Genomic DNA, 25943 nt, shown 5'->3' with positions numbered 1-25943 from the left:
GCGACTGGGTTTCGGTTCGAAATATAAACCGCTCTCGATTTCGGGCAGTCGGGTGGCCGGGTGGCCGGGTGACCGAGGGACCGGGCGGCCGGATGGCCGGACGGATCGTCGCCCGTGGTCGTAGGTGCGTCTCCTCGAATCGGTCAGGCTTCGACTACCGAACGTACAGAATCAGGAGACCGACCGCGAGCAGCATGAGCCCCCACCAGAGCGAATCGCCGGGCAGGACTTTCAGAACGAGCGTGACGACGCCGGAGGAAAACAGCGACCAGCCGATAGTCGTTTGATATGACATGGGGGTGCTACGGGTCCCAGCACAATAGGTCATTGGCTTGCCACAAAACGAACGAACGCTGATACTCCGGTACGTTCGAATCGGACACCGCGGACAGCACACCGTCGGCCTCGAGCGGTTCTTGGTCGTCGGTCGTCCGCTCCGCTGCACGTCAAAACGGACGGTATTCGAAAGAAAATGAAAACCGAATCGACAGCGGTTACGGTTACGGTTGTGGTGGTCGTCGCGGCGATCGTTATTCGAGGTATTCGCTACGTTTCGACCTCGCTTACATCATGCCGCCCATGCCGCCGCCCATGCCGCCCATGCCGCCGGCACCGCCGGGCGCGCCTTCCTCGTCGCCGCCCTTGTCGGTCGACAGGTCACCGGCGGAGATGATGTCGTCGATTTTGAGGACGAGGTTCGCCGCTTCGGACGCGGAGGTGACGGCCTGCTCTTTGGCGTGGGCCGGTTCGACGACACCGGCCTCGAAGGTGTCCTCGACGTCGCCCGAGAAGACGTTCAGGCCGGCCGTAATGTCGCCGTCGTCGTGTGCCGCACGCAGGTCGACCAGCGTGTCGATGGAGTCGAGACCGGCGTTCCCGGCGAGCACGCGTGGGACGAGCTCGAGCGAGTCGGCAAAGGCCTCGACGGCGAGCTGTTCGCGGCCGGAGACGGAGTCAGCGTAGTCGCGCAGGCGCGAAGCAAGCTCGACTTCGATTGCGCCGCCGCCGGCGAGGACGCGGCCGTCGGAGACGGTCTGAGCGACGACGTCGAGGGCGTCGTTGACGCCGCGCTCGAGTTCGTCGACGACGTGGTCGGTGGAGCCACGAAGCAGGAGGGTGACGCCGTGGGCGTCCTCTCCTTCGACGTAGAACAGTTCGTCCTCATCGTCGCGGGTGACGTCACCGAAGCCGAGGTCCTCCTTGGTCGCGCTCTCGAGGTCGGAGACGACGGACGCGCCGACGACTTCCGAGAGGAACTCGAGGTCGGACTTCTTGGCGCGGCGGACGGCGAGAACGCCTTCCTTCGCGAGGTAGTGCTGAGCGAGGTCGTCGATGCCCTTCTGGCAGAAGACGACGTCGGCGCCGGTCTCAACGATCGTATCGACCTTCTCGCGGAGCTGTTTCTCCTCGCGGTCGAGGAAGTTCTGGAGTTGATCGGGGTCCGTGACGGAGACCTCGGTGTCGATGTCGGTCTCTTCGACCTCGATCGGCTCGTTCAGCAGCAGGATGTCGGCGTCTTCCGCCGAGCGTGGCATGTTGTCGTGGACGGGGTCCTTGTCGATGATGCCACCCTCGAGCAGATCGGACTCGCCGACGGCGCGGCCGGTCTGGGTCTCGATGTTGAGGAACTCGAGGTCGACGACGTTGTTACCCTCGTCGTCGACGACGGTGACCTGACGGACGGCGTCGACGATAAGCTGGGCGAGGTGTTCCTTGTTGACCTCGGTACCCTTGCCGGTCATCGAGGTTTCGGCGGTCTTTCGGAGGAGTTCCTCGTCGTCGGTGTCGATGTCGGTCGCAATGTCGTCGATCTCGTCGCGGGCCTGCTCGCTCGCCATGTGGAAGCCCTTGATGATCGCCGTTGGGTGGATGTCCTGCTCGAGGAGGTCCTCGGCGTTCTTGAGGAGTTCGCCGGCGATTGCGACGGCCGTCGTGGTGCCGTCGCCAGCTTCGTCTTCCTGAGTCTCGGCGACCTCGATGATCATCTCGGCCGTCGGGTTGTCGATATCCATCTCCTGAAGGATGGTGACGCCGTCGTTGGTGATCGTTACCGATCCCATCGAGTCGACGAGCATCTTGTCCATTCCTTTCGGACCGAGTGTCGACCGAACGGCTTCGGCGACTGCACGGGCCGCGCTGATGTTGTAATCCTGCGCGTCCTTGTCCTTGACGCGCTGGGAATCCTCGCTCATCACGATCATCGGCTGTCCCTGCTGCATTCGCTGGCTCATAGTCAGCTGATTCATTGATTGTGCTTCTACATAAATGCTTCGTTATTTGGTATCCGTGATGGTCACTGATCGCCGAACGAGGACCCGCAAAACCACCGTACTACGGGCCGATGATCGATTAGATGGGGCACATGTTAACAAACTACTTAGAAGGCGGTAGGACGGACATCTCCGCTATATTTAAGTACGAATGGAATTGCGGTCACGGCTCGACCGATTCGATCAGCGACGGTTCGTCCGTCGCCGGGTCGTTGACCGCTCGAGAGACCGGATACGCGCGCAACTCGTCGGCCGGATACGGCTCGAGAAGGTCCCTGGGATCGGCTGCCGTCAGCCACTCCCGTTCGGCGGCGGGGTCGAGAATAACTGCCATTCGATGGTGAAGCTCGGAGACGAGGTCGTTCGGCTCAGTCGTGATGATCGTAAACGTCTCGAGGGGACCGTCGTCCGCCGCCGGACTCTCGACGCCGCCACCGAACGCGTCGAGTCCGGCCTGGGTCGTCTCGGCGCTCGGCTCCCACCGCTCCCATAACCCTGCCATCGCGAACGGTCGATCGTCCTCAAAGGCGACCCTGTAGGGCCGCTTCCCGTCCTCAGTCTCGACCCACTCGTAGAAGCCGTCCGCCAGCACCAGACACCGACCAGCCGACGACGTGTCGGGCGCTCGGTCGTTCCCTTCGCGAGACTGCCGACGGTTGTACGCCGCCCGAAAGCTCGGCTTCTCGTCGACCGTCTCCGCACGCGCGTTGATAAGTCCGCCGCTGTCGTCCTCCGCCCACGACGGAATCAACCCCCACTCGAGCCGCCGGATCGTCTCGGGTTCGTCGTCCGTGATCACCGGGAGCCGCTGGCCCGGTGCCATGTTGTACCGCGGCGCGAACGCTTTCTCCGAGGGGTCCCCTCGAGTGTCCGTCTCCCTGTCGTTCGCGTCCGAAAATCGGGCCCCGAACCGCTCCTCGAGGTCCTCCCGCTCGATCGTCAACGTATACCGACCACACATAGCTAGTCGGACGGGCCCGCCGACTAAATCAGTATCCGGTTACGTTCGGTGTTTCACTCATCACCGTTCCAACACTGAAGAGGACGGTATGCTGTCCATACTCCCGCCGTTTCAGGTGGTAGGCGCCCTGTTACGATAGTCGATCCCGCCGGAGTAGTCGACGGGGTCACAACGATGGATCAATACGAAATGGTGGTGTGTCAAAGCGGCCAACTCGAGCTCAGAGACCCGGATGACCCCGACTGCTGGATTACGACCGACTCGCCGGCCGAGATCGAGCGGTAGCCGCTTCGCCTCCGCGGCGCTGCTCACCGCGTCGTCATTTTTCGAGTCGAGACTCGTCCCAGAGCACCAGGACAGGGATATAAACTACCCAGCTGTAAACGGACACAAAACCCGTATACATCTCGAAAATTCGGACCACACTGACAGTCTCCGATCGTACCTATCCTCGGTTGACTGAAAATCCAATACAGGCCGCTACCCATGTTAGAAAGCAGAAAACGCCAGGACAGGGATTTGAACCCTGAATCCCAAAGGGAACACGCTTTCCAGGCGTGCGCCTTACCGTTCGGCCATCCTGGCTCGAGTGGTTCTAGCCACGTCCGTCGTTTAACTCTTACTTTTGTCGTCGCCGCCGTGTGACTCGGTTTCACGCATCGCTCGACGGGCCGCCCACTCGGCGATTCGGTGCTCGAAAACGTACGCACCGGCAGCTGTAGCGGCGCCGACGACGACGGCCAGGAGCGCACCCTGGGTGAACGGGAGGAGCGGGTCGACGAGCAGCGCGTAGCCCTGAACGAGCACCAGAACGGTCATGACGCCGACGGCACCCCACAGCAGGGCCGACGTGAGACGCGGGTTTCGTCTCGCGAACGCCAACACGCGTCGACTCACCTCACTCGAGGGACGCGATGGCTTCGATTTCGACGCCGACACCCTTGGGGAGGGCGGCCACTTCGACGGCGCTTCGGGCGGGTGGCTCGTCGTCGAAGTAGTTGGCGTAGGTCTCGTTCATCTCGTCGAAATCGTCGATATCGTCGAGCATGACGGTGACCTTGAGCACGTCCTCCGACGATGCGCCGGCTTCGTCGAGAACGGCGTCGAGGTTGTAGAGGGCTTGTTCGGTCTGGACGGCGATGGACTCGTCGTCGAGGAGGTCGCCGTCGGCCGTCAGCGGAATCTGGCCGGCGGTGAACAACAGCGAGTCGTTGCTGGTCGCTTGACTGTAGGCACCGACCGCGGCGGGAGCGTCGTCGGTGTGAATAATTCGTTTCATGCTCGACACCTCGAGCCGATAGGGCTTAAAAGGAGGCGAAACGACGGCGACGGCCTACGCCAAAATGTCGACCTCGTAACCGGCCTCCCGAAGCGCGGCGAGGAACTGGTCGACGTGGTCGGGGCCGCGCATCTCGAGTTCGATTTCGACTTCGGTGTCGCTCATCTCGACCTCGCGAGAGGTTCGGTCGTGGTGGATCGCGTAGATGTTCGCCTGGTGGGCGGTAAAGATGTCGAGCAGTTCCTCGAGGGCGCCGGGCTGGTCTTTGAGCACGGTCCGAATCTTCAGGTAACGGCCGGTCTCGACGAGTCCGCGGACGATGACGTTCGTGAGCGTGTTGAGGTCGATGTTGCCACCGCAGAGGGCCGCGACGATCGTCTCGTCGTCGTCGTAGTCGAACTGTTCGAAAAGCACCGCCGCGAGCGGCACGGCACCCGCGCCTTCAACGAGGGTCTTCGACCGCTCGAGGAGGTAGACAAGCGCGACGGCGATCTCGGGATCCGAGACGGTGACCACCTCGTCGACGTACTGCTGGATGTAGGGGAACGTCTGCTCACCGACACTGCGTGTTGCGATTCCGTCCGCGATGGTGTCGACCCCTTCGAGCGAGACCCGCTCGCCTTTCTCGAGGGAGGCTGCAGCGCTCGAGGCCCCGTCGGCCTGGACGCCGATGACGCGCGTGTCCGGCTTCTGCTCTTTGATCGCAGTTGCGATCCCGCTGATGAGGCCGCCGCCGCCGATGGGAACCACGACGGTGTCGACGTCGGGACAGTCCTCGAGAATCTCGAGGCCGATCGTTCCCTGGCCGGCCATGACCTCTTCGTCGTCGAAGGCGTGGACGTACGTTCGATTCTCCTCGCGTTCGATCTCGTGGGCGCGTTCTGCGGCCTCGCTGTAGTCGCGTCCGGAGAGGACGACCTCGGCGCCGTAGTTCTTGGTCGCTTTGACCTTCGATATCGGCGCGTGCTCGGGCATGACGATCTTCGAATCGACGTCCGAACGCGTGGCCGCGAGCGCAACGCCCTGCGCGTGGTTGCCCGCGCTGGCGGTGACGACGCCGGCGTCTTTTTGCGCCTCGGAAAGCGTCGCGATCCGGTTGGTTGCCCCGCGAATCTTGAACGCGCCCGTTCGCTGGAAGTTTTCCAGCTTCAACCGGACGTCGGCACCGGTCATCGACGAATAGGTATGCGAGTACTCGAGCGGCGTGTGTCGGGACGTTTCTCGCACCCGTTCGCGAGCCTCGAGAATAGCGGATAGTTCGAGCATACGCCAGTCTACTCGGGACGTATTGTAAGACTGTCGGGGTGTGGTGAACCAGTCGTCCGGCCCGAGCGCCCGACAGAACTGTGCTACCACCGCGGTAACACGACAGGGTATACAGGGAATGCACGGCGTGTGACGTGCGAGTGAAGAAGAGGCCGCAGACCATATAAAGTTCATGCCTCCGGAGTGGAAGTGAAATCGCCGTACTGGAGCGGGTTGAAGCCGCTGTCAGACAGTCGGCAGACGGCCGTCATTCGTGACGGTTTATCACGATATTGCCGCTCTCGACGTACTGCTGAACGGCCCCGCGAAGCGACCGGCCGTCGGTCCACGGGACGTCGGCATCGACGCCGAGTCGTGCCGGATCGCCGACGTAGATCCGGACCGGTTCTCTGCTTCCATCTCGATCTCTGTTTCCACTTTTGTCTCCGTCTCCGTCTCCGTCTCCGTCTCCGTCTCTGTCTCTGTCTCCGCAGCCGTCCGATCGCGGTACTGCAACCCGGACGTAGAGCCCGCGGTCGACGCCTTCGTACCGGTCAAGTCGCTCGAGTGCCTGCTCGTCGACGTCGAGCAGTCGTCCCTCGACGCGTCCGCCTGGGAGAAGCGTCGGATACTCGCCGTCAGCGCGGTGGAATCCCTCGAGCGTCGCCGAACCGACGAATTCGTACTCTCCCGAGCCGTTGCCGAGGAGCGTCGCGACCTGCTCCGGGTCGGTCAACGTACCGTAGACGAAAACTTGCACGGGAGTGCGTTCGGTCTCCAGACGCTTGCTCGTATCGTTTGCAGACAACTGACTCGAGCGGTCACGCTGCTATCGAGCGAACGGGATCGTCAAAACGGTCCACTTCGACGGAACGGGACTGTGCGTATCGCTATCGCTACCGGTCTTCGAGCGGAACGAACTCCTGATCCTCTGGACCCGTATACCGCGACAGCGGACGGATGAGGCGGTTGTCCTCCTGATACTCGAGGACGTGGCCGACCCAGCCGCCGGCGCGACTCATCGCGAAGATCGGGGTGTACATGTCGATCGGGATACCGAGCTGGTAGTAGACGGAGCCGGAGTAGAAGTCGACGTTCGGCGCGATCCCCTTCTCGGCGAGCCCCTGGTCTTCGGAGAGGTACTGCTCGATCGTCGTGGTGTAGTTGTACCACTTGTCCTCGCCGTTCTCGGCGAGTTCCTTGCTGCGTTCCTGCAGGATCTTCGCTCGCGGATCCTTGACGTTGTAGACGCGGTGGCCGAAGCCGGGGATCCGTCGCCCCTCTTCGTTGGCCTGTTCGACCCACTCGCGGTGATCGAGGTCGCTCTCGTCGATCTCGAAGAGGACCTCCATGACGTCCTGATTCGCGCCGCCGTGGAGCGGCCCGGAGAGCGCGCTGACGCCGCCGGTGACGGCGCTGTAGATGTCGGCCATCGTCGAGCCGATCACCATCGACGTAAACGTCGACGCGTTCAGGCCGTGGTCCGCGTGCAGGATGAGGGCCTGATCGAAGGTTTCGGCGTGAATGTCGCTCGGTTCCTCGCCGGTCAGCATGTACAGGAAGTTCGCCGCGAGTCCCAGGTCAGGGTGGGGATCGACCGGCTCCTCTCCGAGCCGGTAGCGTTCGAAGGCCGCGAGCGCGGTGGGAATCTTGGCCGTGATCCGGCGTCCCTTCCGGAGCGTCGCCTCGAGATCCGCGGGTTCGGCGTCGTCTTCGGGCTCGGTCGCCGAAAACATCGAGACCGCAGTCCGGAGTGCGGCCATCGGCTGTTCGTCGGCTGCGGCGAGACGTTCCATCATCGCAAGCACGTCTTCGGAGACTGCGCGTTCCTCCTCGAGCGCGGCGGTGAACTCCTCGAGTTCGTCCGCGGTCGGAAGGTCGCCGTGCCAGAGGAGATAGACGACTTCCTCGTAGCTCGCGCCTCGGGCGAGATCTTCGATCGGATACCCTCGATAGATCAATCGACCCTCGTCACCGTCGATCGAGCTGAGTCCGGACTCTGCAACAAGGACTCCCTCCAGTCCTTTCTTGAGATCGTCAGCCATAGTGGAGGTTTCGCACCCCACTGGAAAAGTATTGTCGTTTGTTCGCTGTCACGGCCAAAGACGTACGATGTCTCCGTTTCGTTGCGGACGGTCGAACAATTGACGGCGGAATGCGGGGCCGGATTTCGACGAGCGGTCAGCTATTACCGGGAGAGTGCATTATTGTTCATTGTTTTTCGAGGAGCGCGTCCAACAGTTTCGTCTGTGCCGCGGCCAAATGTTCGGTAAACGTCGACCGGGCGATGCCGAGTTCCTCGGCGACGGCCGTCGCATTCGCGCCTTTCGGATACTCGAAGTACCCCATCTCGTGGGCCGTCTCGACGATCTCTCGCTGTCGCGTCGTGAGTCTGGAACGATCGACGATTACCGGATCCGTCGATTCCTCCTCGTGGTCCTGCGTGAGTTCCTCGACCAGGACGCCGTCGAACTGGGCCCGGAGCTCGTCGACGATATCGGCGACCGCCTCCAGCTCGAGGGTTCGAAATGTCACGAGTAGCGATCCGTCCTGGCCTCGGACCGATGAGACCGGCGTTCCGGTTCCCTCGATTACCTCACAGGCGCAGTCGGCGGCCGCGTCACGTTCGAACCGATAGATCTCTTCGTGATCGTTCGCCTGGATGGGCAGTAATTCGGTCTCGGCGTTGGTGCCGGACACATCCGGAACTGCCGATCCGGCGGCGACACCGAACTCCTCGACGACCGTCCCGTCCGTCGACGTTCGCGATCGCGTGACGGAGGTAACCGACTGGTCGGTCGTCGATGAGACCTCGGCGATCGGGCACGCTGTGGGATTACGGACGACGACTGTTGCTCGAAACCCAGTCATGCGAATGTATTGCACCCCCGTCGTAATAACCCGACAACAGAATTCCCACCCGGTGAAAACACCCGCCGAGAGTCGACGCTGGAAGGGATTCCGACCGACCGAAAAACGCACCGCCACGCGCTGAACGAAAGCTATCGGCTCGACGCCGTCTCAACACCGCTCGTCGTACTGTAGACGGCGGTTGTCGGAGCAGTTCAGGCGCGCTGACCCAGTTTCTCGCGGCTGATCCGAACGCCGGTGGGCGTGATGATCATCTGATCCTCGCCCTTGCGCACGATATCGCCGTCAACCTCGTTGGCGACCTGTCGGAGTTCGTCGACGATGTGTTCGACGGTGCTGTCCTCGGTTCGGAGGCGCGTGATATCCGCGATGACGATGTCACCGTCGTACACCGCGTCTTTGATGTCGATGGCGTCGGCCTGGCCGCTGACTTCGGCAATGTGTACCTGCATTGCTGCGTCGGCCGAACTCGCCGAGACGTCGTCAAGGTCCAGTTCGACGTAATCCTCGGCAGTCCGGGAACCGCCCCCGCCGAGAATTTTGCTCATGAGTCCCATTGGCGTAACCCACCGTCGCCGCCAGTATAGTTCTTACGTCAGACGGAATGTTTCCGCCGAACGGTGACCTCGGTCGGAGACGGAGTGACACACAAACTAACATTATGTCCAACTAACCATAGTTATACTAGTAATTGGCGTAATTTTATATATCAATTCGTGTGATGTTCGATGTGGTTTGAATTACCATGACAGAAGAGAACATCTCACGACGAACGATTCTGCGAAGCGTCGGTGCCGGTGTCGCTGGAACTGCGCTGGCGGGTCACGCGACGGCGGGCTCCGGAGAAGTCGACGACTACGTCGTCGGAATCGCACCCGACCGTGGCCTCGAGACGGTCCGCGAGGCGGCGGACTCCGTCCGACGCGAACTTGACTTCGGGGAGATCGGACGGGCCGTATCCGGCCAGTTCCCCGATGCCGCGCTCGAGGCGTTCGAAAACAACCCGAACGTTCGGTACGTTGAGAAAAACGCTCGAATGCAGGCACTCGAGCAGACGACCCCGTACGGCATCGAACAGGTCGATGCCGACGTCGCCATCGACGACGGGTCGACCGGCGACGGCGTCAGCATCGCCATCATCGACAGCGGAATCGATCCCCAGCACGAGACGCTCGAGGCGAACCTCGGCGAAGGGTGGGCTGCGACGGACGCGGCCTGCCAGGACGACTGCAGCGGCGGGTTCTTCTGCTCGCCGAACGACATCGACACCTGTTACGCGGAGTGGGACGACGACAACGATCACGGCACCCACGTCGCCGGAACCGCGGGCGCGGCCGACGACGGCGAGGGCGTCCTCGGCGTCGCACCGGACGCAACCCTGCACGCGGTAAAGGTCCTCGACTGCTGTGGTTCGGGAGCGTACGACGACATCGCCGCGGGGATCGAGTGGTCGGCCGACCAGGGCCACGAGGTCCAGAACATGAGTCTCGGTGGCGACGAGAGCAACGTCGTCGCGGACGCCGTCGCCTACGCCGCCGAACGGGGCGTCACGATGATCGCGGCGGCCGGCAACGACGGCGAGTGTACCGACTGCGTCGGCTATCCGGCCGCCTACGACGAAGTGATCGCGGTCAGCGCAACCGACGAGAACGACGACCTCGCGGACTTCTCGTCGACCGGTCCCGAGGTCGAACTCGCCGCACCCGGCGTCGACACCCTCTCGTCGATTCCGCGGGACGACTACGACGAGTTCTCCGGGACGTCGATGGCCAGTCCCCACGTCGCCGGCGGCGCCGCACAGATCATCGCCGCCGGCACCACCGACCGCGAAGAGGTCCGCCAGCAGTTGAAAGACGCCGCGGACGACATCGGCCTCGACGACAACGAGCAGGGCGCCGGTCGGCTGAACGTCGCCGACGCGCTAGGCTTGGACGACAGCGACGACGACGACGATGACGACGATGACGACGAGACCGACTCCGAGTCGGAACCCGCTATCGACGAGTTCGCCGTCTCCACCAGAAGTACCGGTCGGTGGAACCGCGCCGAGGTCGACTGGGCGGTCTCCGACGAAGACGGCGACCTCGCGTCGGTGACGAGCGAACTCGTCGCCGACGACGGAACCGTCCTCGATAGCGTAACCTCGAGCGTCGGCGGCTCGAGCGCGTCGGGCGAACACGAACTCCGATCGGACGCTGAACCCGACGGAGTACGGCTCGTAGTCTCCGACGAGGCTGGCAACGAGACGAGCGACACGCGCGCGTACTGATCTGCCGGCAGCGCTCGTTTTTTTACGGTCGGCTCTGTGCCTCCGATATGACGTTCAGTATCTGCGCCCGCGAGTCATACACGAACGAAGACGGAGACGAGCACGACCGCTTCGGCGTCGCCGTGACGACCCGACTGCCCGGCGTCGGGACCCTCTGTCCGTTCGTCAGCGAGAACTGCGCCGTCGCGACCCAGAGCCTGGTCAACGTCGAACTCGGTCGACGAGGAATCGCGTACGTCGACGACGGACTGGCCGTCGAGGACGCGCTCGAGGCCCTGCTCAACGCCGACGAGGGCGCGCCCCAGCGCCAGCTTCACGGCGTCGACGCCGACGGGAGCTTCGCGTTCTCCGGCGACGAGTGCGGCGACTGGTACGGCCACCGTCGAGACGAACACTACACGGTCGCCGGAAACCTCCTGACCGGCGAATCGGTGATCGATACGACAGCGGAAACCTACGAGTCGAACGCCGTTCACGAGACGACCGACGACACCAGCGGCAGTCCGCGGACGGGCGACGGGCCTGATCCGTTCGCAAAGCGGCTGATCGACGCGCTCGCCGCAGGTGACCTTGAGGGCGGCGACAAGCGCGACGGGCTAACCGTACAGAGCGCGGCCGTCATCGTCGAGACGACCGAGGAGTACGACGTGACGCCGCCGTACAACAACCTTCGGGTGGACGCGACGGAGACGCCGATCTCCGACCTGCGACGAACCTACGAACTCGCGGTCACGGGCTACGAGGACACGCTCGAGCGATACGAGGAGGCCTACGAGGAAGACTCGCTGGACGAAGTTTCGGAGTAGTTCCCGCCGCGCTGCGGGAGGTTCCGCTCCCCGTTCGTGGTTCGAGTTCGAGGTCGAGATCGAGTTCGTATGTGAGTTCGGTTACCCGTTCCCGCCGGTTCGGGTGCCGAAACGACTGATCCTGAACCCGTCAAAGTATTTGTATGAAGAACCGGTATTCGGAACGGATGGTCGACAAGGAGACGATTCGTCGGGGGTACGACGAACTGGCGGAGTCGTATGCGGCGGCACAGTCCGAGGACGGCTCGGAAACCGGGATACTGGCTCCGTTTCTCGACCGGCTCACGACGCCGGCACGAATTCTCGACGCTGGCTGCGGACAGGGAACGCCGGTCCTGCAAGCGGCCCCGGACGACGTGGACGCGGTCGGCGTCGATTTCTCGCGCGAACAGCTCAATCTGGCGACGGAGAACGCCCCCGACGCGGCGTTCATCCAGGGGGATATGACCCGGCTCCCGATTCGAGAAAACGAGTGCGATGCCGTCACCGCGCTCCACTCGCTGATTCACGTTCCCCTCGAGGACCACCAAGCGGTCATCGACGAGTTCGCACGCGTGCTGTGTCCGGGCGGGCGACTTCTCCTGTCGGAAGGGACGACCGAATGGCAGGGGTCGAATCCCAGTTGGCTCGATAGCGGCGTCGAGATGCAGTGGCACATCGCCGGTGCGGAAACGACGCACGAACAACTGCGAAATGCGGGGTTTACCATCACCGACGAGTGGGGGAGGAGCAACGAGTTCGCCGATAACGAAGAGCGATGGGTGTTCTTCGTCGGCCGACTCGAGGGTGACGACGAGGGGCAGAGCGAGAGCAAGAGCAAGAGCGAGTAATGGCACTCTCGGCTCGAAGCCGGCCACTACCGTCTCGCTATCGTCGGGAAAACGAGTCAGTACCCGCCGAAATCCGCACGCGATCAGCCGGCGAACTCGTACAGTTCGTCCCCGACGTGGTGCAGCGAGTCGACGACTTTCCCCTCATCGCCGGCCATCTCCGAGCCCTCGACGCGAGCGCGGCCGACGGCGAGGACCTTCCCGTGGGACTCCTCGGCGATCACCACAAGGTCGTCCGGCGAGATGTCGTCGGTGGCCGCCGTGATCCCCGGTCGCATCACGTCCGCGCCGTCGCTGACGAACGAAATCGCGCCGGCGTCGACCGTCACCAGTCTCCGCTCGGGTTCGTAGGCGTTCGCGCCGCGAACCGTCAGGAACGGTTCCTCGTCGAAGTGTGCGACCTGGGGCTCGCCGTCGATGAGGATGACTTCCCAGTCGGTGTTCTCGAATTCGACGCGCTCGTAGGTATCGCCGTCGGGCGAAACGCCGAGTTGCTCCTCGAGCGTGCGCTCGAGTTCCCGAACCGCGTCACTCCGGAGGTGGTGTCGAGACTTGACCTGCATACCCGTGCTATCTCCCGTACGCATTTAACAGATTAGATTCGTGACGGCACGTCGAAGATCCATCGACTTCGTTTCCGCCGAATTCGATCCCTCGCAACCGCGCCATCGGGATCGTTCAACGCGAGCGAACCGGGGCAGCGTATTCGTCGTTCCGAGTGGAGAGCCCGCGTATGGTCAGGACGCTCGGCGGCGCGGATACGGATCGGATGGAGGCGCTTAGCGACGGCGTGTTCGCGATCGTGCTCACGCTACTGGTGTTGCAGTTCGAAGTGCCGGACGTCTCCGCGTCCGAACTTCCGGCCGCGCTGGCCGCCCAGGAGACGCTGCTGATCAGTTACCTCTTGAGTTTCGTCGTCGTCGGCCTCTACTGGATCATCCACCACAACCTCTTTCGATACATCGCGGCTCACGATCGGATCCTGCTGTGGCTGAACCTGCTGTTCTTGCTTTCGATCTCGTTTCTCCCCTACCCGACGGAGCTGATGGGGGTCTACGGAACGCAGTTCGCCTGGACGCTGTACGCGATCAACTTCGTGCTGGTTGGCGTGCTCATGACCGCAGTCTGGGCCTACGCGGCTCGAGCGGGGTATACCACCGACGAGATCAGTGCTCGAGCCGCGTCGTTGATCACGATTCGAGGGCTGATCTCCCCGTCCGTCTTCGCCCTCTCGATCGGCGTCGCCGCCGTGAACCTCACGCTGGCGTTTTTCGTCCCGGTGGTGATCGCCCCGCTGCAGATGCTGTGGGTCCGGTATTACCAGCGAGTGGAGGACCTTCCGAACGGAAACTGAAAGCGTTCGACGGGCCGCGACCGGGGAAACCACTAACCGACCGCGCATGGTACGATGCTCGATTCCCCCAATGGCCCGCGAGTACGTCTTTATCAGCGACCTCCACATGGGCGGCGACGAGCAGCTCACGGCGCTCGACTTCGAGGCGGAACTGCTCGCATTTCTCGCGGATCTCGAGGAACGCGGCGGCGACGTCGAACTGATCATCAACGGCGACGCGTTCGGGCTGTGGGAGTACGCCGAGGTGACGGGGCCGGCGAAACTCGAGCGCGTGATCGAGGACCACCCGCGGGTGTTCGAACAGCTCCGGGCGACCGGCGAGGAGATCGACATCACCCTCATCCCGGGCAACCACGACTACGATCTCGCCTGTTACCCAGCCCACATCGATCGGCTCGCCGAGTTCAACGTCACGCTCGAGCCCGTGATCGCGATCACCCGCGAGGTCGATGTCGGTGACGGCGCGGACGGGAGCCCCCTGCTCTGGATCGAACACGGCCAACAACACGACGCGAACAACCGGCTGTCCGACTGGGGAAACCCCGACGCGCTCCCGGTCGGCTACTTCGTCGTCCAGCGGATCGTCGCCGCCGCGGGCCGCTACTCCGGACGCGCCAGAGGCGACTGGCTGCGCGATATCCAGTCGGTCGCGCCGATGGAGGAACTCCCGCGCTGGCTCCTCTCGAACTACTTCTACCGGGAGATGAGCCCGTTTCTGCGGGCGATCGTCGTCCCGCTGCTGTTGTTTTTCAACCTCACGCTGCTCTACCTGGCGGGAACGATCCTCGAGGTCGCAGGGGTCGTCCCGTCGTGGCTGTTCACCGACAATCCGGTGCTCCACGCGCTGGGTATCGCCGACATCGTGCTCGAACTCATTATCGCGATCAATATCGTGATCATCGTCGTCCTGCTATTGCTGGCGATCCCGCTGTGGCTGTTCAGACGCGACCTGAGTCACACCCTCGATCGCTTCGGCGTCATGCTTTCGGGCGTCCGCGTCGGACAGGGCGACCAGCCCTTCCTGAACGCGGCCAGAGACGTTTTCGAGTCCAACCCCGACGTCGCCGTCTACGTTTACGGCCACACCCACCGAGCGTCGCTGACGAAGTGGGGCGACCGCGCCGTCGTCAACACCGGAACCTGGCTGAAGAAGCTCCAGCACGCCGAAACGTGGTTCTCGCGGCTCCCCGGCGTCTACGCACCCTCGTTTCGGCTGAACTACTTCAGGATCTTTCCCGAGGGCGACCGTATCGTCATCGAGTACGAGGAGATCGAGACCGACGAACCGCGGGATCTCACCCGCTTTCAGCGACTGGTCGCGCGCCGCCCGCCGTCCGCGGAGCCGATCCCGGAACGGACGGTGATCGATCCCGACGGTCCGCTCGAGGTGCCCCAAACGGCGCCCGAACCCGACTCCGGGTCCGGACGGAAGTCCGTCACCGCCGACGGAGACGGGAGCGCCCGAGCGGACGGAATCGAACGGGACTAAGGCGGTTTACTGTAAGTCATTCCCGGCGCAACCGCGACCCGGGCGGCGGTTGCGCCGGTGAATCGTTACAGCAATCCGTATAAGACGAGCGGAAACGATCCGTCGAACCGACCAATCGGGCAACGTGATAGTCGGATCCGACGAGGAATGAGATAATTGCTAAGTAATAGCACGGTGTCGTCACAGTCATGTGGCCTTCCCGGAACCGCACTGAGACGGTCACTTGTCTCGCCTGTGGCGACCAAGTAACCCGGTCGATGGCCCGCGAATACGACAAGCACGGCGATCGCTGGGATCGCAGCGATAAGGAGTTCGAGCACCTCTGTAAATCCTGCCACGGCGACCTGTGTCATCATCCGCGGGACGAACTCGAGGACATCCTCGTCGAGTGCGAGGCCGGTGGGGCCGATCGAGACGCGTTTCTCGCCGGCTATCTGGAAACCGTCGAGGATCGGTACGGCACGCTCGAGGAAGAGTCCTGACGGCCGATGTAGACGGCCTGCTGTAATCGGTACCGGTACGACCATCACCCACGGCCGATCTGGGATCGCACCGGTACGCCGGTACAGCAGTCCGTCTCACACCGGGACGACCACAGATGTGCTCGTGATCCACGATCGACGACGCTCGTAGTGGGCGTTTCTCACGCCTCGTCAACGGCGGTCGTGTCCTGGTTCGGTGGTGGCGTTTCTGCCGTCCCTTCAGTGTCGAACTCGAACCGAGCACCCCCGTCGGCACTCTCGGTGATTCGGAGCGTCCAGCCGTGACCCTCGGCGATCCCGTCGACGATGGCGAGCCCGAACCCGGTTCCGGACGACGACGTCGTCACGCCGTACTCGAGGACTCGTTCGCGTTTGTCGACCGGAATGCCCGGCCCGTCGTCTTCGACGAAGAACCCCTCAGGAGTGGTCCCGACTCGAACGTGGACGGGATCGATCCCTCGTTCGGCCGCCGCCGTAGCGTCGTCGGGATCTGACTGGCTCGTCGAACCGTGCTCCACGGAATTCCGAAACAGGTTCTCGAGCAGACGCACGAGGCGCTCTTCGTCGGCGTCGATCGGTCGTTCGCTTGCGACCGACCGGGTCGCCTCGCCGGTATCGACGTTCATCCACGCACGGTCGACGGCGCGGGTGAGATCGACCGCCTCGGTGTCGTCGATCGGCTGCCCCTCTCGAGCCAGGCGTAACACGTCCTCGATGATCGCCGCCATCCGGTCGTGGGCGTGTTCGATATCGTCGTGGTACGCGGAGTCGACGTCGTCGCTGGCCAGTTCCAGGTAGCCCTGTGCGACGTTAAGCGGGTTTCGGAGATCGTGGCTGACGACGTCCGCGAACTGCTCGAGTTGGTCGTTGGACCGACGGATTTCGCGTTCGCGCTGCTTGCGGTCCGTGATATCGCGCGTGTTCAGGACGATCCCTTCGACGAACGGATCCTCGAGCAAGTTGCTCCCGATCGTCTCGACGTCTCGCCACTCGCCATCGGCGGTTCGGAGGCGGTACTCCGCCCGATCGACGGCGACCTCCGCGTCGAGTCCGCTCCGAAACTGCTCGAGAAGTGCCGCTCGGTCGTCGGGATGGACCAGTTCGAACGCGGATTGCCCCTCCAGTTCGGCGGACTCGAATCCCAGCACGGTCGCACTCGAGGGACTCTGGTAGCGGATGATCCCGCGCTCGTCGACCATCGTGATGAGATCGGACGCGTTCTCGATGAAGGACTGATACCGCTGTTCGACGGCGTGTTGCTTGGTGACGTCGCGGAGGAGGAGCAGCCGAATCTCGTCGGCGGTCGAGAGTCGTTGGACCTGCACGTCGAAGAGTCGGCGGCCGCCCTCGCCGTCGACGACGATTTCGGTCTGCTCCGTCGAGGCATCGTCGCCGACGAGCGAAGCGATATCGGGGAATACCGCGGTCACGTCCCGACCGATGATCGAGTCGGTCCCCCGCATACTCCGAACGGCCGCGTTGGCGTCACGGATACGGTTGGTTTCGTCGATCACGAGAAAGCCGTCGTGCATATCTTCGACGACTGCAGTGCGAGCGACGGGAGCGATATCCAACAGGTGGTGGCGATAGATGGCGACGGCGAACACGACACCGGAGACGGTGAACGCGACGGGCGTCAGATCGAGGTTACCCATCGGACCCAGGCCGAGCGCCCACACGATGTTGGGGACGAACGGAACGAGGATCGCGATCAGGACAGCAATGGACTGCACCCGGTAGACGCGTTGTGAGTCGTACACAGTCTTCAGCAAGAACCCCGCAGCGACGACAACGAGCCCGTACATGAACAGGACGGTGACAACCGCCGCCGGTCCGAGCGTTCGTTCCAGAACGACGAGCCCATCGACAACCGTGGTTTCGAGTGGTTGTTCGTACAGATTTCGGTACTGGGTCGCGTGCAGGACGAACCCCACGACGGGGACGAACGTCACCGCGAGGAGCGTTCGACGGGTGAGCCACCGTTCGTTGTCCGAGTACGCAACGGCGAAGGCGAACAGCGAGACCACCACCAGAATAGAGCCGACGAAAGCGAGGCCCAACCAGAACCGCTTCGTCAGCAGGTCGACGCTCAGCAACTGCAGCGTGTACGCGCCCGACCAGATCGCACAGCCGGCGTTCAGACCGACGAACGCGCGGACGCTCGAGTCGTCCAGCGCATCTGTTCGCCACACAACGGTGTAGACGACCAGCGTCGCCGAGACCACCATCGCCAGGAGGAGAACTCCGATGTAGGGAACGATCTGCGTAGTGTACTGCCAGGACATAGCCGAACTAGTGGTCTATTGCCCTCGACCCGTATACCGGTTCTGGCTGGGTGATGGGTTCGCAGTTGGTATAGTAGCCACTGCACATCTGATCGCACGGCAACGGTGCGGTCAGGGTGGTAATAGTTGCAGTCGTTACTATCAGTTCCCGCGCCCGTTTCGGCGCTCGACCGAATCTTCGACGACGTTCCCATCCCGACACGACTTTCACCCTTTCGTCCGTACGCCACCCTATGAGCGACGATACACAGGCCGAAGCCGGCACGGCCGAAGGGCAGGGTCCCGTCGAGATTAGCGAGGACCTCGCCCGCCACCTCGAGAACAAACGCGAGGACCTCTTCGAGAAGTTCGAGATCCCCGACGGCTTCCCGCCCGAGGTTCTCGAGGAAGCCAAAGAACGGACCGACGGCGTCGAGGCCGAGATTCAAGACGAGATCGACGATCGGAAGGATCTCCGCGAATTGACGACCTGGACGACCGACCCCATCGACGCCCAGGACTTCGACGACGCGATCTCGATCGAAGAGCGCGAGGACGAGTACGTCCTCTGGGTTCACATCGCCGACGTGACCCACTACGTCAACCCCGACACCGCAATGTGGGACTCGGCCGTCGAACGAGCCAACACGGTCTATCTCCCCGGCTACACGATCCACATGCTCCCGCCGGTGCTGGCCGAGACGGTCTGTTCGCTGGTTCCCAACGAGGATCGACTGGCCCACACCGTCGAGATGCACCTCGACAAGGAGACCCTGAGCTACGACAACATCGAGATCTACAAGTCCGTCATCGAATCCGACGAGCGCCTGACCTACTCGCAGGCCGAGAACCGCCTCGAGGATCCCGACGCGCCGCTCCACGAGGAGAACAAGCTGGTCCACCAGGTCGCCGATCGGATGCACGAGATCCGCAAGGAGGACGGCTCGCTCGTGTTGAACCCCGCACGGGACCGCGCCCACACCATCATCGAGGAGTGCATGCTAAAGGCCAATAAGGCCGTCACACACGAACTCATGTGGAATCGCGGCGTCTCCGCGATGTACCGGGTCCACCCGCAGCCGAGCCCCGACGAGTGGTCCGAAGCCCTCCGGGAGATTCAGGACTTGGACGGCGTCTCGATCCCCGGCAGCACGTGGGACGACCCCCGCAAAGCCGTCAACGCAACGCTCGAGGAAGCGCCGGCCCGCCAGCTCGACAAGATCCAGTGGGCCGTGATGAAGGTCATGCCCCGCGCGAAGTACATGGACGACCCGTTCGGCGGCCACCACGCGCTGAACTTCGAGATTTACGGCCACTTCACAAGCCCCATTCGCCGCCTCTCGGACCTGATCAACCACTGGATCGTCTACCAGAACGACGTCCCCGAGAACCTCGTCAAACTCTGTGATCGCGCCAGCGACAAGCAAAAAGACGCCGAGCAGTGCGAACGCGAGTACAAGAACTTCCTGCAGGAGGTCGGTCTCGACCCGATGGCGGTCAACAACCGCGGGATCGAAGTCGTCGACGACGACGAGGCCGAGAAGACGCTGTGAGCGGGGGGAACTGAGCAAAGCGAACGACGACGGGGTTTCGATCGAAGGCTCTCAGAGCGGTTTTTCGTAAACGTACTCCTCGAGACCGTCGCCCAGATCCCTCTCCCGTATGTCGATTCGCTCGAAGCCGGACGAGTCGTAGAACGAGACCCCGATTTCGTTGTCCGCGAAGACGGTCAGTCGAAGTCGATCACACGCCGGTTGCAGGTCGGTCTCGACCCGCTCGAGCAGCGCAGTGCCGGCCCCGTCGCCCCACGCGCTCGGCCGGACGTAGAGTCGGTGCAAAGAGGCGACCGAGTCGTCGTCCGGGGCGCTGGCGTGGGCGAACCCCTCGACCGTTCTCCCTTCTGGACTGTCCAGCGGTTCCGAGAGCGCGAGCGAGAACGTGGCGTCGTTTCGATCCGTCGCGTCGGCGATCGAGGCCTCGAGCCCCTCGACCGAATACCAGTCATCAGTGATCACCGAGACGCGCTCGGCACCGAGAAACCCGTCGTAGGCCGCGTGCCAACTCTCGCGTGCGATCTCGCGAACGGTCGTCGCCGCCTCCGGCGTTGCCTGTCGGACGGTCCGGGCCATGCCCCATCATGTGAGGTATCGGACAAAACCTCTGGCGGTTCGAGCGCGAATCCCGGTCGGTCAGATCGGTTTTTCGTAAACGTACTCCTCGAGGCCGTCGGCCAGCCCCGTCGCTCGTGTTTCGACGTGTTCGAACCCCGTCGACTCGGCGAACGAGATGCCGATGTCGTTGTCCGTGAGGACGGCCAGTCGAACCCGGTCGAACGAGTCGTCGAGTCTGGCCGTCAGCGCCTCGAGCAGCGCGGTCCCGGTTCCCTCTCGCCACGCGGGAGGGGAGACGTAGAGTCGCGCGAGGTAGCCGACCGCGGGGTTTTCGGGCCACGGAACGACGTGTGCGAAGCCACAGCACTCGCGCTCGAGTTCCCCGGGTTCGGTCGTGGTTGCCGGTTCCGCGACGAGGAACGCGACGTCCTCGCGCCCGATCGCGTCGGTGATCGACGATTCGATATCTCCGATCGCGTACCAGTCGTCGACGATATCGTCGACCGTTTCGGGACCGAGAATCTCGTCGTAGGCTGCGTGCCAACTCTCGCGCGCCGTCTCGTGGACGGCCCAGACATCGTCGACCGTCGCCTGCCGGACGTCTCGAGTCACGAGTGCGGGTAACACACCAGCGGCCAAAAGGTCGCGGCCGGCCGTTGATTGGTTGTACCGGTATTGATACGTTCCAGACAGATATTTCAAGATCGATGGTTCGAACCCCGAGCAGTGCGGATATAGTTCGATCGTGATACGTATCGTAGTATCAGGTCCTGAACAGACCACGACTATCGAACGTCTTCCCGTCCGAAGCGCGGAGACGAGATGCGATCGACGAGACGAGTCGAGTGGGACGTGTCGTCGCGTCAGCGGATACCAGCAATCGCGAACGGAGCAACCGCTGACGGTAGCGTCGTGTGCGACGAGGGATGGAAAACGAGCCGACAGTGGCCTGTCAGAGGCGGTTACGCGGCTCGAGAGTCCTACAGCGGGGCAAGGCGAAAGCCCATCTTCACCCGCTTCGGCGGCGGGGTGAAGTCGATACAGGGTTCACTCGATGTCGATTCGGTGTCGGTGATCCTCCTGGTCGTCCTCGACGATCGGGAGGTGGACCTCGAGGACGCCGTTGTGGTAAGTCGCCGTGATCTCGTCGGCGACGATGTCCTTCCGGAGCGGAATCTGTCGGCTGACCCGGCGTGATCGAACGGTGCGGTGGGTGTCGACGCTGTTCTCGACATCCGTGTGGGCGCGAATCGCCAGCAGTCCGTCGTCGAACGTGAGATCGATATCCGTCTTCTCGAAGCCCGGGAGATCCATGACGTAGACGTACGCGTCACCCTCGTCCTCGAGGGTGGCGATCGTGTCGTGACCGGCAATCGGTCGGCCCATCACGTCGTTGGCGAGAGCGGAATCATGATCGGAATCGAAGTCGGAATCGGAACCGGAACCGCTCTCGAGTGCAGGTCCAGCCCGCGGCGTGCCGAACTCGGTCAGCCAGGCGGAGCGGAGTTGCGCAAACGTGCGGTCCATCTCGCGGAACATGCGGTCCATGTCGTCAAAGGGGCTCATGAATGATCGAGGAAGATAGGCCACGAAGAAGCATAAAGATTTCTGGATCCGTGATAGCACGGCGTTACAGCGCCATATCGCGCGAATCATCGCTCCCGACACACTCCTGTCGATCCGCGAGTTCGGCACAGGCGTCTCGGAACAGGCCGTCGAGGATTTCGGGCGTCGTGGGGTGATACGCCCGATCGGGTACCTCGCGCACGTCGAGTCGCATCTCGACGACGACCTGCATCGTCTTCGCCATCACGTCGGCGTGGAGGTGTAGGCCCTGAAAGCCGATCACGCTACCGTCGTCGGCGTCGACGATCAGCGTCGCCCGCCCTTCGGGGTGGTTTTTCGTCTTGAACACGCCGTCCGAGGACGCCTCGCGGGTGACGACGATGGACTCCATATCCGACTCGGCGGCCGTCGCGGGCGTGTGACCGAGACGGGCGAACGGATACGTGCCGAGCCCCGAGAAGATGACGTGGTGGGGGACGTTCGTGTAGGGCTCGAGGTCCTCGCCTGTCGCGTGATTCACGACGTTTTCGGCGGCCGCAACCCCCTGTTCTTTGGCGACGTGCAGGATCGGTTCGCGGCCGTTGGCGTCGCCCACGACGAACACGCGGTCGTCGTCGACCGCCTGCATCGTCGACTCGGTCCAGCCGTCTTCGGGCTCGAGTCGCGTTCGCTCGAGTCCCAATCCGTCGAGATTGGGCCGTCTACCGGTAAAACAGTACAGTTCGTCGGCCTCGATGGTGCGTTCCTCGCCGTGCTGATCGACGAGCACGGAAACTCCCCCGTCGGCGGTCGATTCGACGCGCCGCTCGTCAGTGTTCCTCAGTACCTCGATATCGAACTGGTCCCGGTAGAGGTCGAGCAGCGTTTCGCCGTAGGCCGGTTCCATCTCGTCTAACGGACGGTCGTCGTGTTCGATCACGGTAAGGTCGACGCCGCCGACCTCGCTGAGGTAGGGGCCGAGTTCGAGACTGATGTAGCCGTGGCCCATCACGACGGCCGAGTCGGGAAACGAGGTCGCGTCGAGGACGTCCGCACTCGTCCGGGGCGAAACCCCCTCGATGCCCGGAAGGTCGGGAATGTTGGGTACGGAACCGGTTGCGATCACGACGTAGTCGGGACCGATCCGTCGCTCGCCGACCTCGAGCAGCCTGTCGTCGACGAATCGGGCCGTCTCGCGAACGAGTTCCACGTCCTCGCGCTCGGCGAGGCCGTGCACGTGGCTCCGTCGATGCTCGGCGAACCCGGAAACGTGCTCGTCCTTCCGGGCGACGACAGCCTCGGGATCGACCTCGGGGACGCCCTCGAGACGGTCGTCGTGACGCGCCTGATAGCGGTGCTTGCCGGCCGAGAGCACGTCCTTGCTCGGCATGCAGCCGCGGAGGATACAGAGTCCGCCGCCGGGATCGCCGTCGTCGATCAGCGTCAGTTCGAGCGGAGTGTCGAAATCGTCGGCACGTTCGAGCAGTTCGTCGGCGACGGCAACGCCCGCGCTGCCGTACGCGCCGACGATCGCAACGTGTACCATAGCCGTGGTACAGCGTCGATACAAAAAGGCGTTCGTCCGAAACGGACGTTCTGCGAGATCGGAAATCGCGAACTCACGAAAGTGCGGAGGTCGACGGGTCAGTGGTGGACGCGTGCGGCTGCGATACCGAGCAGCGCGACGAGCGCCGCGCCCACGCCGAAGCCGGGCACGCTGTCGCCGGCACCCGCGTCGTCGCCCTCTTCGCCGTCCGCGTCGTCCGATTCGTCGCTATCTTCCGCGTCAGTTTCGTCGGCGTCATCGCCCGCCGCGTCGGTATCGCCGCTCGTCTCATCGCCGTCGTCGCTCCCGTCGATCGTCGCCGTTCGCTCGGAGAAGTGATTGATCGCGATGTAGAGCGTCGCCTCGGCGGACGCATCGGCCTGCTGGGCGACCAGATACCGCGACTCGTCGCCGCCGATCGCCCCTTCGAGTTCGGTCTGCGAGGCGGCTTCGGCCGCGGCCTCGCCGTCGACGCGGACCTCGAGATCCTCGACGCTTCCAACGGCCTCCTCCGAGACGGTCGTCACGACGACCGTTCCCTCGTGGACGGCGCGGTCGACGGTCACGTCGACCCGATTCTGGGTCTCCTGGGAGACCGCAGCGCTGGTTTCCTGCCCGTAGGTAGCCACGTCGGCGACCGCCTCGCCGTCGCGCTGATCGACGTGGACCTCGACTGCCGCGTTCCCGTCGGCGATCAGCGACTCCTCGTACTCGGCGTTCTCGTCGCGCTCGCCGTCCGCATACGCACGGAACGCCAGCGTCGAGTCGGCCTCGAGGTCGGCGGTCACGTCGCCCTCGCTGTTGACGGTCACTTCACCGTCGCCGACGACGATGAACGTGCCCTCGTGACCGTCAGTTTCGACGCGAACGCGGTCACCGTCGTCCGACGCCGTTGCGCCGGCGCCGAGTTCCGCCTTCACGTACTGGTCTTCGCCGCCGCTCTCGACGACGAGGGTTCCGCGTTCGGTGTCGTGGGCAGAGAGCGTCGCACCGCTCTGGGCCTCCACCTGCGCGTTCGTCCGTGACTGTGCGGCGAGCGAGAGGTCGGCAGCCTCGAGCGTCGTCATCGTCTCGAGGTCGACGTCAGCGCCGAGACCGGCCTCGGTCTCAGTCTCGCTCTGAGACTGGACGGCGACCGAGGAGAAGGTCTCCTCGCCGCCGATCTGGTAGTCAGCGATCGCGTTACTCTCGACGTCGAACGCGATGTGTGCACCGGCGTACGCTTCGCTTCCTTGATTGTTCGTACTCGCTTCCGATTCGGTCGGCGTCGTCGCACCTGCACTGGCCCCCATCGCCATTCCGGCGGCGCTGGTGACCACGAGCAGTGCAACGACGAGCGTAACACCTCGATTCATCGTACCCCGAATTTCGGAGAGTCTTATAAAAGAAGTTCTGACAAATCCGTCAAACTGTCTCGGCTGGCACCCGGATCACCCGCCTCTCATACGGATTGCTGTAACTAGTTACCGCCGATCACCAGGGACGGGGTCGATGATCGGCGGTCATTGACTACAGTAAACCGTATCAGGCGACTACTCGAGTCGTACCGCCCGCCCAATTTCGACCGTACGAAGCGTTGAATGCCGCTTACCGGGAAATCTCCGTCCCGCCCTCCTTGACGATAGCGTCGACTTCTTCCTTGGAAACCCGCGCGACGTCGCCGGGGATGGTCCGCTTGAGCGCGGCCGTCGCCGCGGCGTACTCGAGGGCCTTGGGGACGTCGTCGCCGTGGAGGCGGCGAGCGATGAACGCGCCGGTGAAGGCGTCGCCGGTGCCGATGGGGGAGACGGTTTCCGTCTCGTAGGCGTCCTGGTCGTGGACGACGCTGTCGTGCCAGCCCACTGCGCCCTCGGAGCCGCGGGTGACGACGACGGTCGTGAAGTCGTACTGCGAGCCGAGTTTGTGCGCGAGCTGTCGCGGGTCGCCCTCGAAGCCGAGGACAGTCCGGGCGTCTCGGGCGGCGATAACGAGTACGTCGATGCCCGGAAACAGTCTCGTCAGCGTTTCCCGCGCCTCCTCGGGCGACCAGAGCTTGCGCCGATAGTTGAAGTCGAAAGCGGTCGTCGTCCCGCCCTGTCTGGCCGCGTTGAGCAGGTTCGCCGTCGTCTCTCGCAGGGTCGAGGAGAGCGCCGGCGTGATCCCGGACGTAAAGAAGACGCGAGCGTCCTTGATGCGGTCGGCGTCGAACTCGCGGGCCTCCGCCGTCGAAATCGCGGTGTGTTCCCGATCGTAGATCACGTTCGTTCCCCGCGGCTTGCCCCCTCGCTCCAGATAGTAGGTTCCCTGTCGACCGCGGTGGCTCCAGACGACGTCGGTCTCGATCCCGTGCTGGCGGAGTTCGCCGACGACGCGCCGGCCGAGCGGCGTCTCCGGAATTTTCGACAGCCAGGTCGCCGTCGCTCCCAGTCGCTGGGCGGCGATCGCAACGTTGCTCTCCGCCCCGGCCGCACGAACCTCGAACTCGTCGACGTCCTCGAGTCGCTCGTTTGCCGGCGGCGAGAGCCGCAACATCGTCTCGCCGAAGGTGACGATGTCACTCACGGCTCGGCCCTCCAGACCGGATCACTGCAGGTGTCTACGTCAGCCATGCTCGACCCAACGAACGGCTGTGGCATAAGTTG

General features: G+C 63.5%; 25 protein-coding genes and 1 tRNA gene. 7 read left to right on the top strand and 19 right to left on the bottom strand.

Going from position 1 to position 25943, the window contains the following annotated elements; translation table 11 throughout:
- Nucleotides 1–154 precede the first annotated feature (154 nt).
- The 11 genes from GS429_RS21895 to GS429_RS13515 form a co-directional block, all read right to left on the bottom strand.
- Nucleotides 155–295: a hypothetical protein gene (locus tag GS429_RS21895; RefSeq protein WP_201294017.1), complete on the bottom strand. Its 141-nt coding sequence runs from the start codon at nt 293–295 to the stop codon at nt 155–157.
- 268 nt (nt 296–563) lie between these two features.
- On the bottom strand, nt 564–2231 hold the full coding sequence (thsB, locus tag GS429_RS13560; RefSeq protein WP_160065902.1) for a thermosome subunit beta: 1668 nt from the start codon (nt 2229–2231) through the stop codon (nt 564–566).
- Nucleotides 2232–2433: 202 nt separating this feature from the next.
- Nucleotides 2434–3231, bottom strand: a complete 798-nt coding sequence (locus tag GS429_RS13555; protein WP_160065901.1) for an SOS response-associated peptidase — start codon at nt 3229–3231, stop codon at nt 2434–2436.
- Between the two features lie 504 nt (nt 3232–3735).
- A tRNA-Ser gene (locus GS429_RS13550) sits at nt 3736–3816 on the bottom strand.
- Nucleotides 3817–3843: 27 nt separating this feature from the next.
- A complete protein-coding gene (locus GS429_RS13545) occupies nt 3844–4113 on the bottom strand; it encodes a DUF7981 family protein (RefSeq protein ID WP_483870093.1) in 270 nt (89 codons plus the stop codon).
- Between the two features lie 16 nt (nt 4114–4129).
- On the bottom strand, nt 4130–4510 hold the full coding sequence (locus GS429_RS13540; RefSeq protein ID WP_160065900.1) for a Rid family detoxifying hydrolase: 381 nt from the start codon (nt 4508–4510) through the stop codon (nt 4130–4132).
- A 54-nt stretch (nt 4511–4564) separates the two neighbouring features.
- Nucleotides 4565–5776 (bottom strand): threonine ammonia-lyase, encoded by a 1212-nt coding sequence (gene ilvA / locus GS429_RS13535; protein WP_160065899.1) that lies wholly within the window; start codon nt 5774–5776, stop codon nt 4565–4567.
- Between the two features lie 247 nt (nt 5777–6023).
- Nucleotides 6024–6515, bottom strand: coding sequence for a gamma-glutamylcyclotransferase family protein (locus GS429_RS13530; RefSeq protein ID WP_328821391.1), 492 nt, complete (start codon nt 6513–6515; stop codon nt 6024–6026).
- A gap of 136 nt (nt 6516–6651) precedes the next feature.
- Entirely contained in the window at nt 6652–7800 is a 1149-nt protein-coding gene (citZ, locus tag GS429_RS13525) for a citrate synthase (protein ID WP_160065898.1), read from the bottom strand.
- A 166-nt stretch (nt 7801–7966) separates the two neighbouring features.
- Nucleotides 7967–8626, bottom strand: coding sequence for a helix-turn-helix domain-containing protein (locus GS429_RS13520; protein WP_160065897.1), 660 nt, complete (start codon nt 8624–8626; stop codon nt 7967–7969).
- A gap of 194 nt (nt 8627–8820) precedes the next feature.
- The gene (locus GS429_RS13515; RefSeq protein ID WP_160065896.1) at nt 8821–9183 is read right to left on the bottom strand and encodes a cell division protein SepF; all 363 of its coding nucleotides are present in this window, start codon (nt 9181–9183) and stop codon (nt 8821–8823) included.
- Between the two features lie 188 nt (nt 9184–9371).
- Between GS429_RS13515 and GS429_RS13510 the strand changes: the two genes are divergently transcribed.
- The 3 genes from GS429_RS13510 (at nt 9372) to GS429_RS13500 (ending at nt 12531) form a co-directional block, all read left to right on the top strand.
- Nucleotides 9372–10895 (top strand): S8 family serine peptidase, encoded by a 1524-nt coding sequence (locus tag GS429_RS13510; protein ID WP_160065895.1) that lies wholly within the window; start codon nt 9372–9374, stop codon nt 10893–10895.
- Between the two features lie 47 nt (nt 10896–10942).
- A complete protein-coding gene (locus GS429_RS13505; RefSeq protein WP_160065894.1) occupies nt 10943–11701 on the top strand; it encodes a DUF1028 domain-containing protein in 759 nt (252 codons plus the stop codon).
- 167 nt (nt 11702–11868) lie between these two features.
- A complete protein-coding gene (locus GS429_RS13500; protein ID WP_160065940.1) occupies nt 11869–12531 on the top strand; it encodes a class I SAM-dependent methyltransferase in 663 nt (220 codons plus the stop codon).
- Between the two features lie 83 nt (nt 12532–12614).
- Here GS429_RS13500 and GS429_RS13495 read toward each other — a convergent pair whose 3' ends face one another.
- Nucleotides 12615–13094, bottom strand: coding sequence for an RNA-binding protein (locus tag GS429_RS13495; protein WP_160065893.1), 480 nt, complete (start codon nt 13092–13094; stop codon nt 12615–12617).
- A 170-nt stretch (nt 13095–13264) separates the two neighbouring features.
- On the opposite strand from GS429_RS13495, the gene GS429_RS13490 reads away from it, so the two are divergent.
- From GS429_RS13490 to GS429_RS13480, 3 genes are all read left to right on the top strand, one after another.
- Nucleotides 13265–13885 carry a TMEM175 family protein gene (locus GS429_RS13490; protein WP_160065892.1) on the top strand — a complete coding sequence of 207 codons (621 nt, stop codon included), beginning with the start codon at nt 13265–13267 and terminating at the stop codon, nt 13883–13885.
- 70 nt (nt 13886–13955) lie between these two features.
- Nucleotides 13956–15374, top strand: a complete 1419-nt coding sequence (locus GS429_RS13485; protein WP_160065939.1) for a metallophosphoesterase — start codon at nt 13956–13958, stop codon at nt 15372–15374.
- A gap of 188 nt (nt 15375–15562) precedes the next feature.
- Nucleotides 15563–15856, top strand: a complete 294-nt coding sequence (locus GS429_RS13480; RefSeq protein WP_160065891.1) for a DUF7562 family protein — start codon at nt 15563–15565, stop codon at nt 15854–15856.
- 161 nt (nt 15857–16017) lie between these two features.
- On the opposite strand, the gene GS429_RS13475 is transcribed toward GS429_RS13480, so the two are convergent.
- Nucleotides 16018–18141: a histidine kinase N-terminal 7TM domain-containing protein gene (locus GS429_RS13475; RefSeq protein ID WP_160065890.1), complete on the bottom strand. Its 2124-nt coding sequence runs from the start codon at nt 18139–18141 to the stop codon at nt 16018–16020.
- Between the two features lie 233 nt (nt 18142–18374).
- Here GS429_RS13475 and GS429_RS13470 point away from each other — a divergent pair, with 233 nt between their 5' ends.
- Nucleotides 18375–19673, top strand: a complete 1299-nt coding sequence (locus GS429_RS13470) for an RNB domain-containing ribonuclease (RefSeq protein ID WP_160065889.1) — start codon at nt 18375–18377, stop codon at nt 19671–19673.
- A 51-nt stretch (nt 19674–19724) separates the two neighbouring features.
- Here the strand turns inward: GS429_RS13470 and GS429_RS13465 are convergent, their stop codons facing one another.
- The 6 genes from GS429_RS13465 to kdgK1 form a co-directional block, all read right to left on the bottom strand.
- On the bottom strand, nt 19725–20249 hold the full coding sequence (locus GS429_RS13465) for a GNAT family N-acetyltransferase (protein ID WP_160065888.1): 525 nt from the start codon (nt 20247–20249) through the stop codon (nt 19725–19727).
- Nucleotides 20250–20309: 60 nt separating this feature from the next.
- Nucleotides 20310–20843 carry a GNAT family N-acetyltransferase gene (locus GS429_RS13460; protein WP_328821390.1) on the bottom strand — a complete coding sequence of 178 codons (534 nt, stop codon included), beginning with the start codon at nt 20841–20843 and terminating at the stop codon, nt 20310–20312.
- Between the two features lie 435 nt (nt 20844–21278).
- The gene (locus GS429_RS13455; protein WP_160065887.1) at nt 21279–21797 is read right to left on the bottom strand and encodes an Hsp20/alpha crystallin family protein; all 519 of its coding nucleotides are present in this window, start codon (nt 21795–21797) and stop codon (nt 21279–21281) included.
- 64 nt (nt 21798–21861) lie between these two features.
- On the bottom strand, nt 21862–23322 hold the full coding sequence (locus GS429_RS13450) for a dihydrolipoyl dehydrogenase family protein (protein ID WP_160065886.1): 1461 nt from the start codon (nt 23320–23322) through the stop codon (nt 21862–21864).
- A 98-nt stretch (nt 23323–23420) separates the two neighbouring features.
- Entirely contained in the window at nt 23421–24677 is a 1257-nt protein-coding gene (locus tag GS429_RS13445; protein ID WP_160065885.1) for a PGF-CTERM sorting domain-containing protein, read from the bottom strand.
- A gap of 232 nt (nt 24678–24909) precedes the next feature.
- On the bottom strand, nt 24910–25863 hold the full coding sequence (kdgK1, locus tag GS429_RS13440; RefSeq protein WP_328821389.1) for a bifunctional 2-dehydro-3-deoxygluconokinase/2-dehydro-3-deoxygalactonokinase: 954 nt from the start codon (nt 25861–25863) through the stop codon (nt 24910–24912).
- Nucleotides 25864–25943: the final 80 nt, after the last annotated feature.

This window comes from Natronorubrum halalkaliphilum, assembly GCF_009834785.1.
Lineage (GTDB): Archaea > Halobacteriota > Halobacteria > Halobacteriales > Natrialbaceae > Natronorubrum > Natronorubrum halalkaliphilum.
This window is presented reverse-complemented; position numbering and strand designations above follow the sequence as displayed.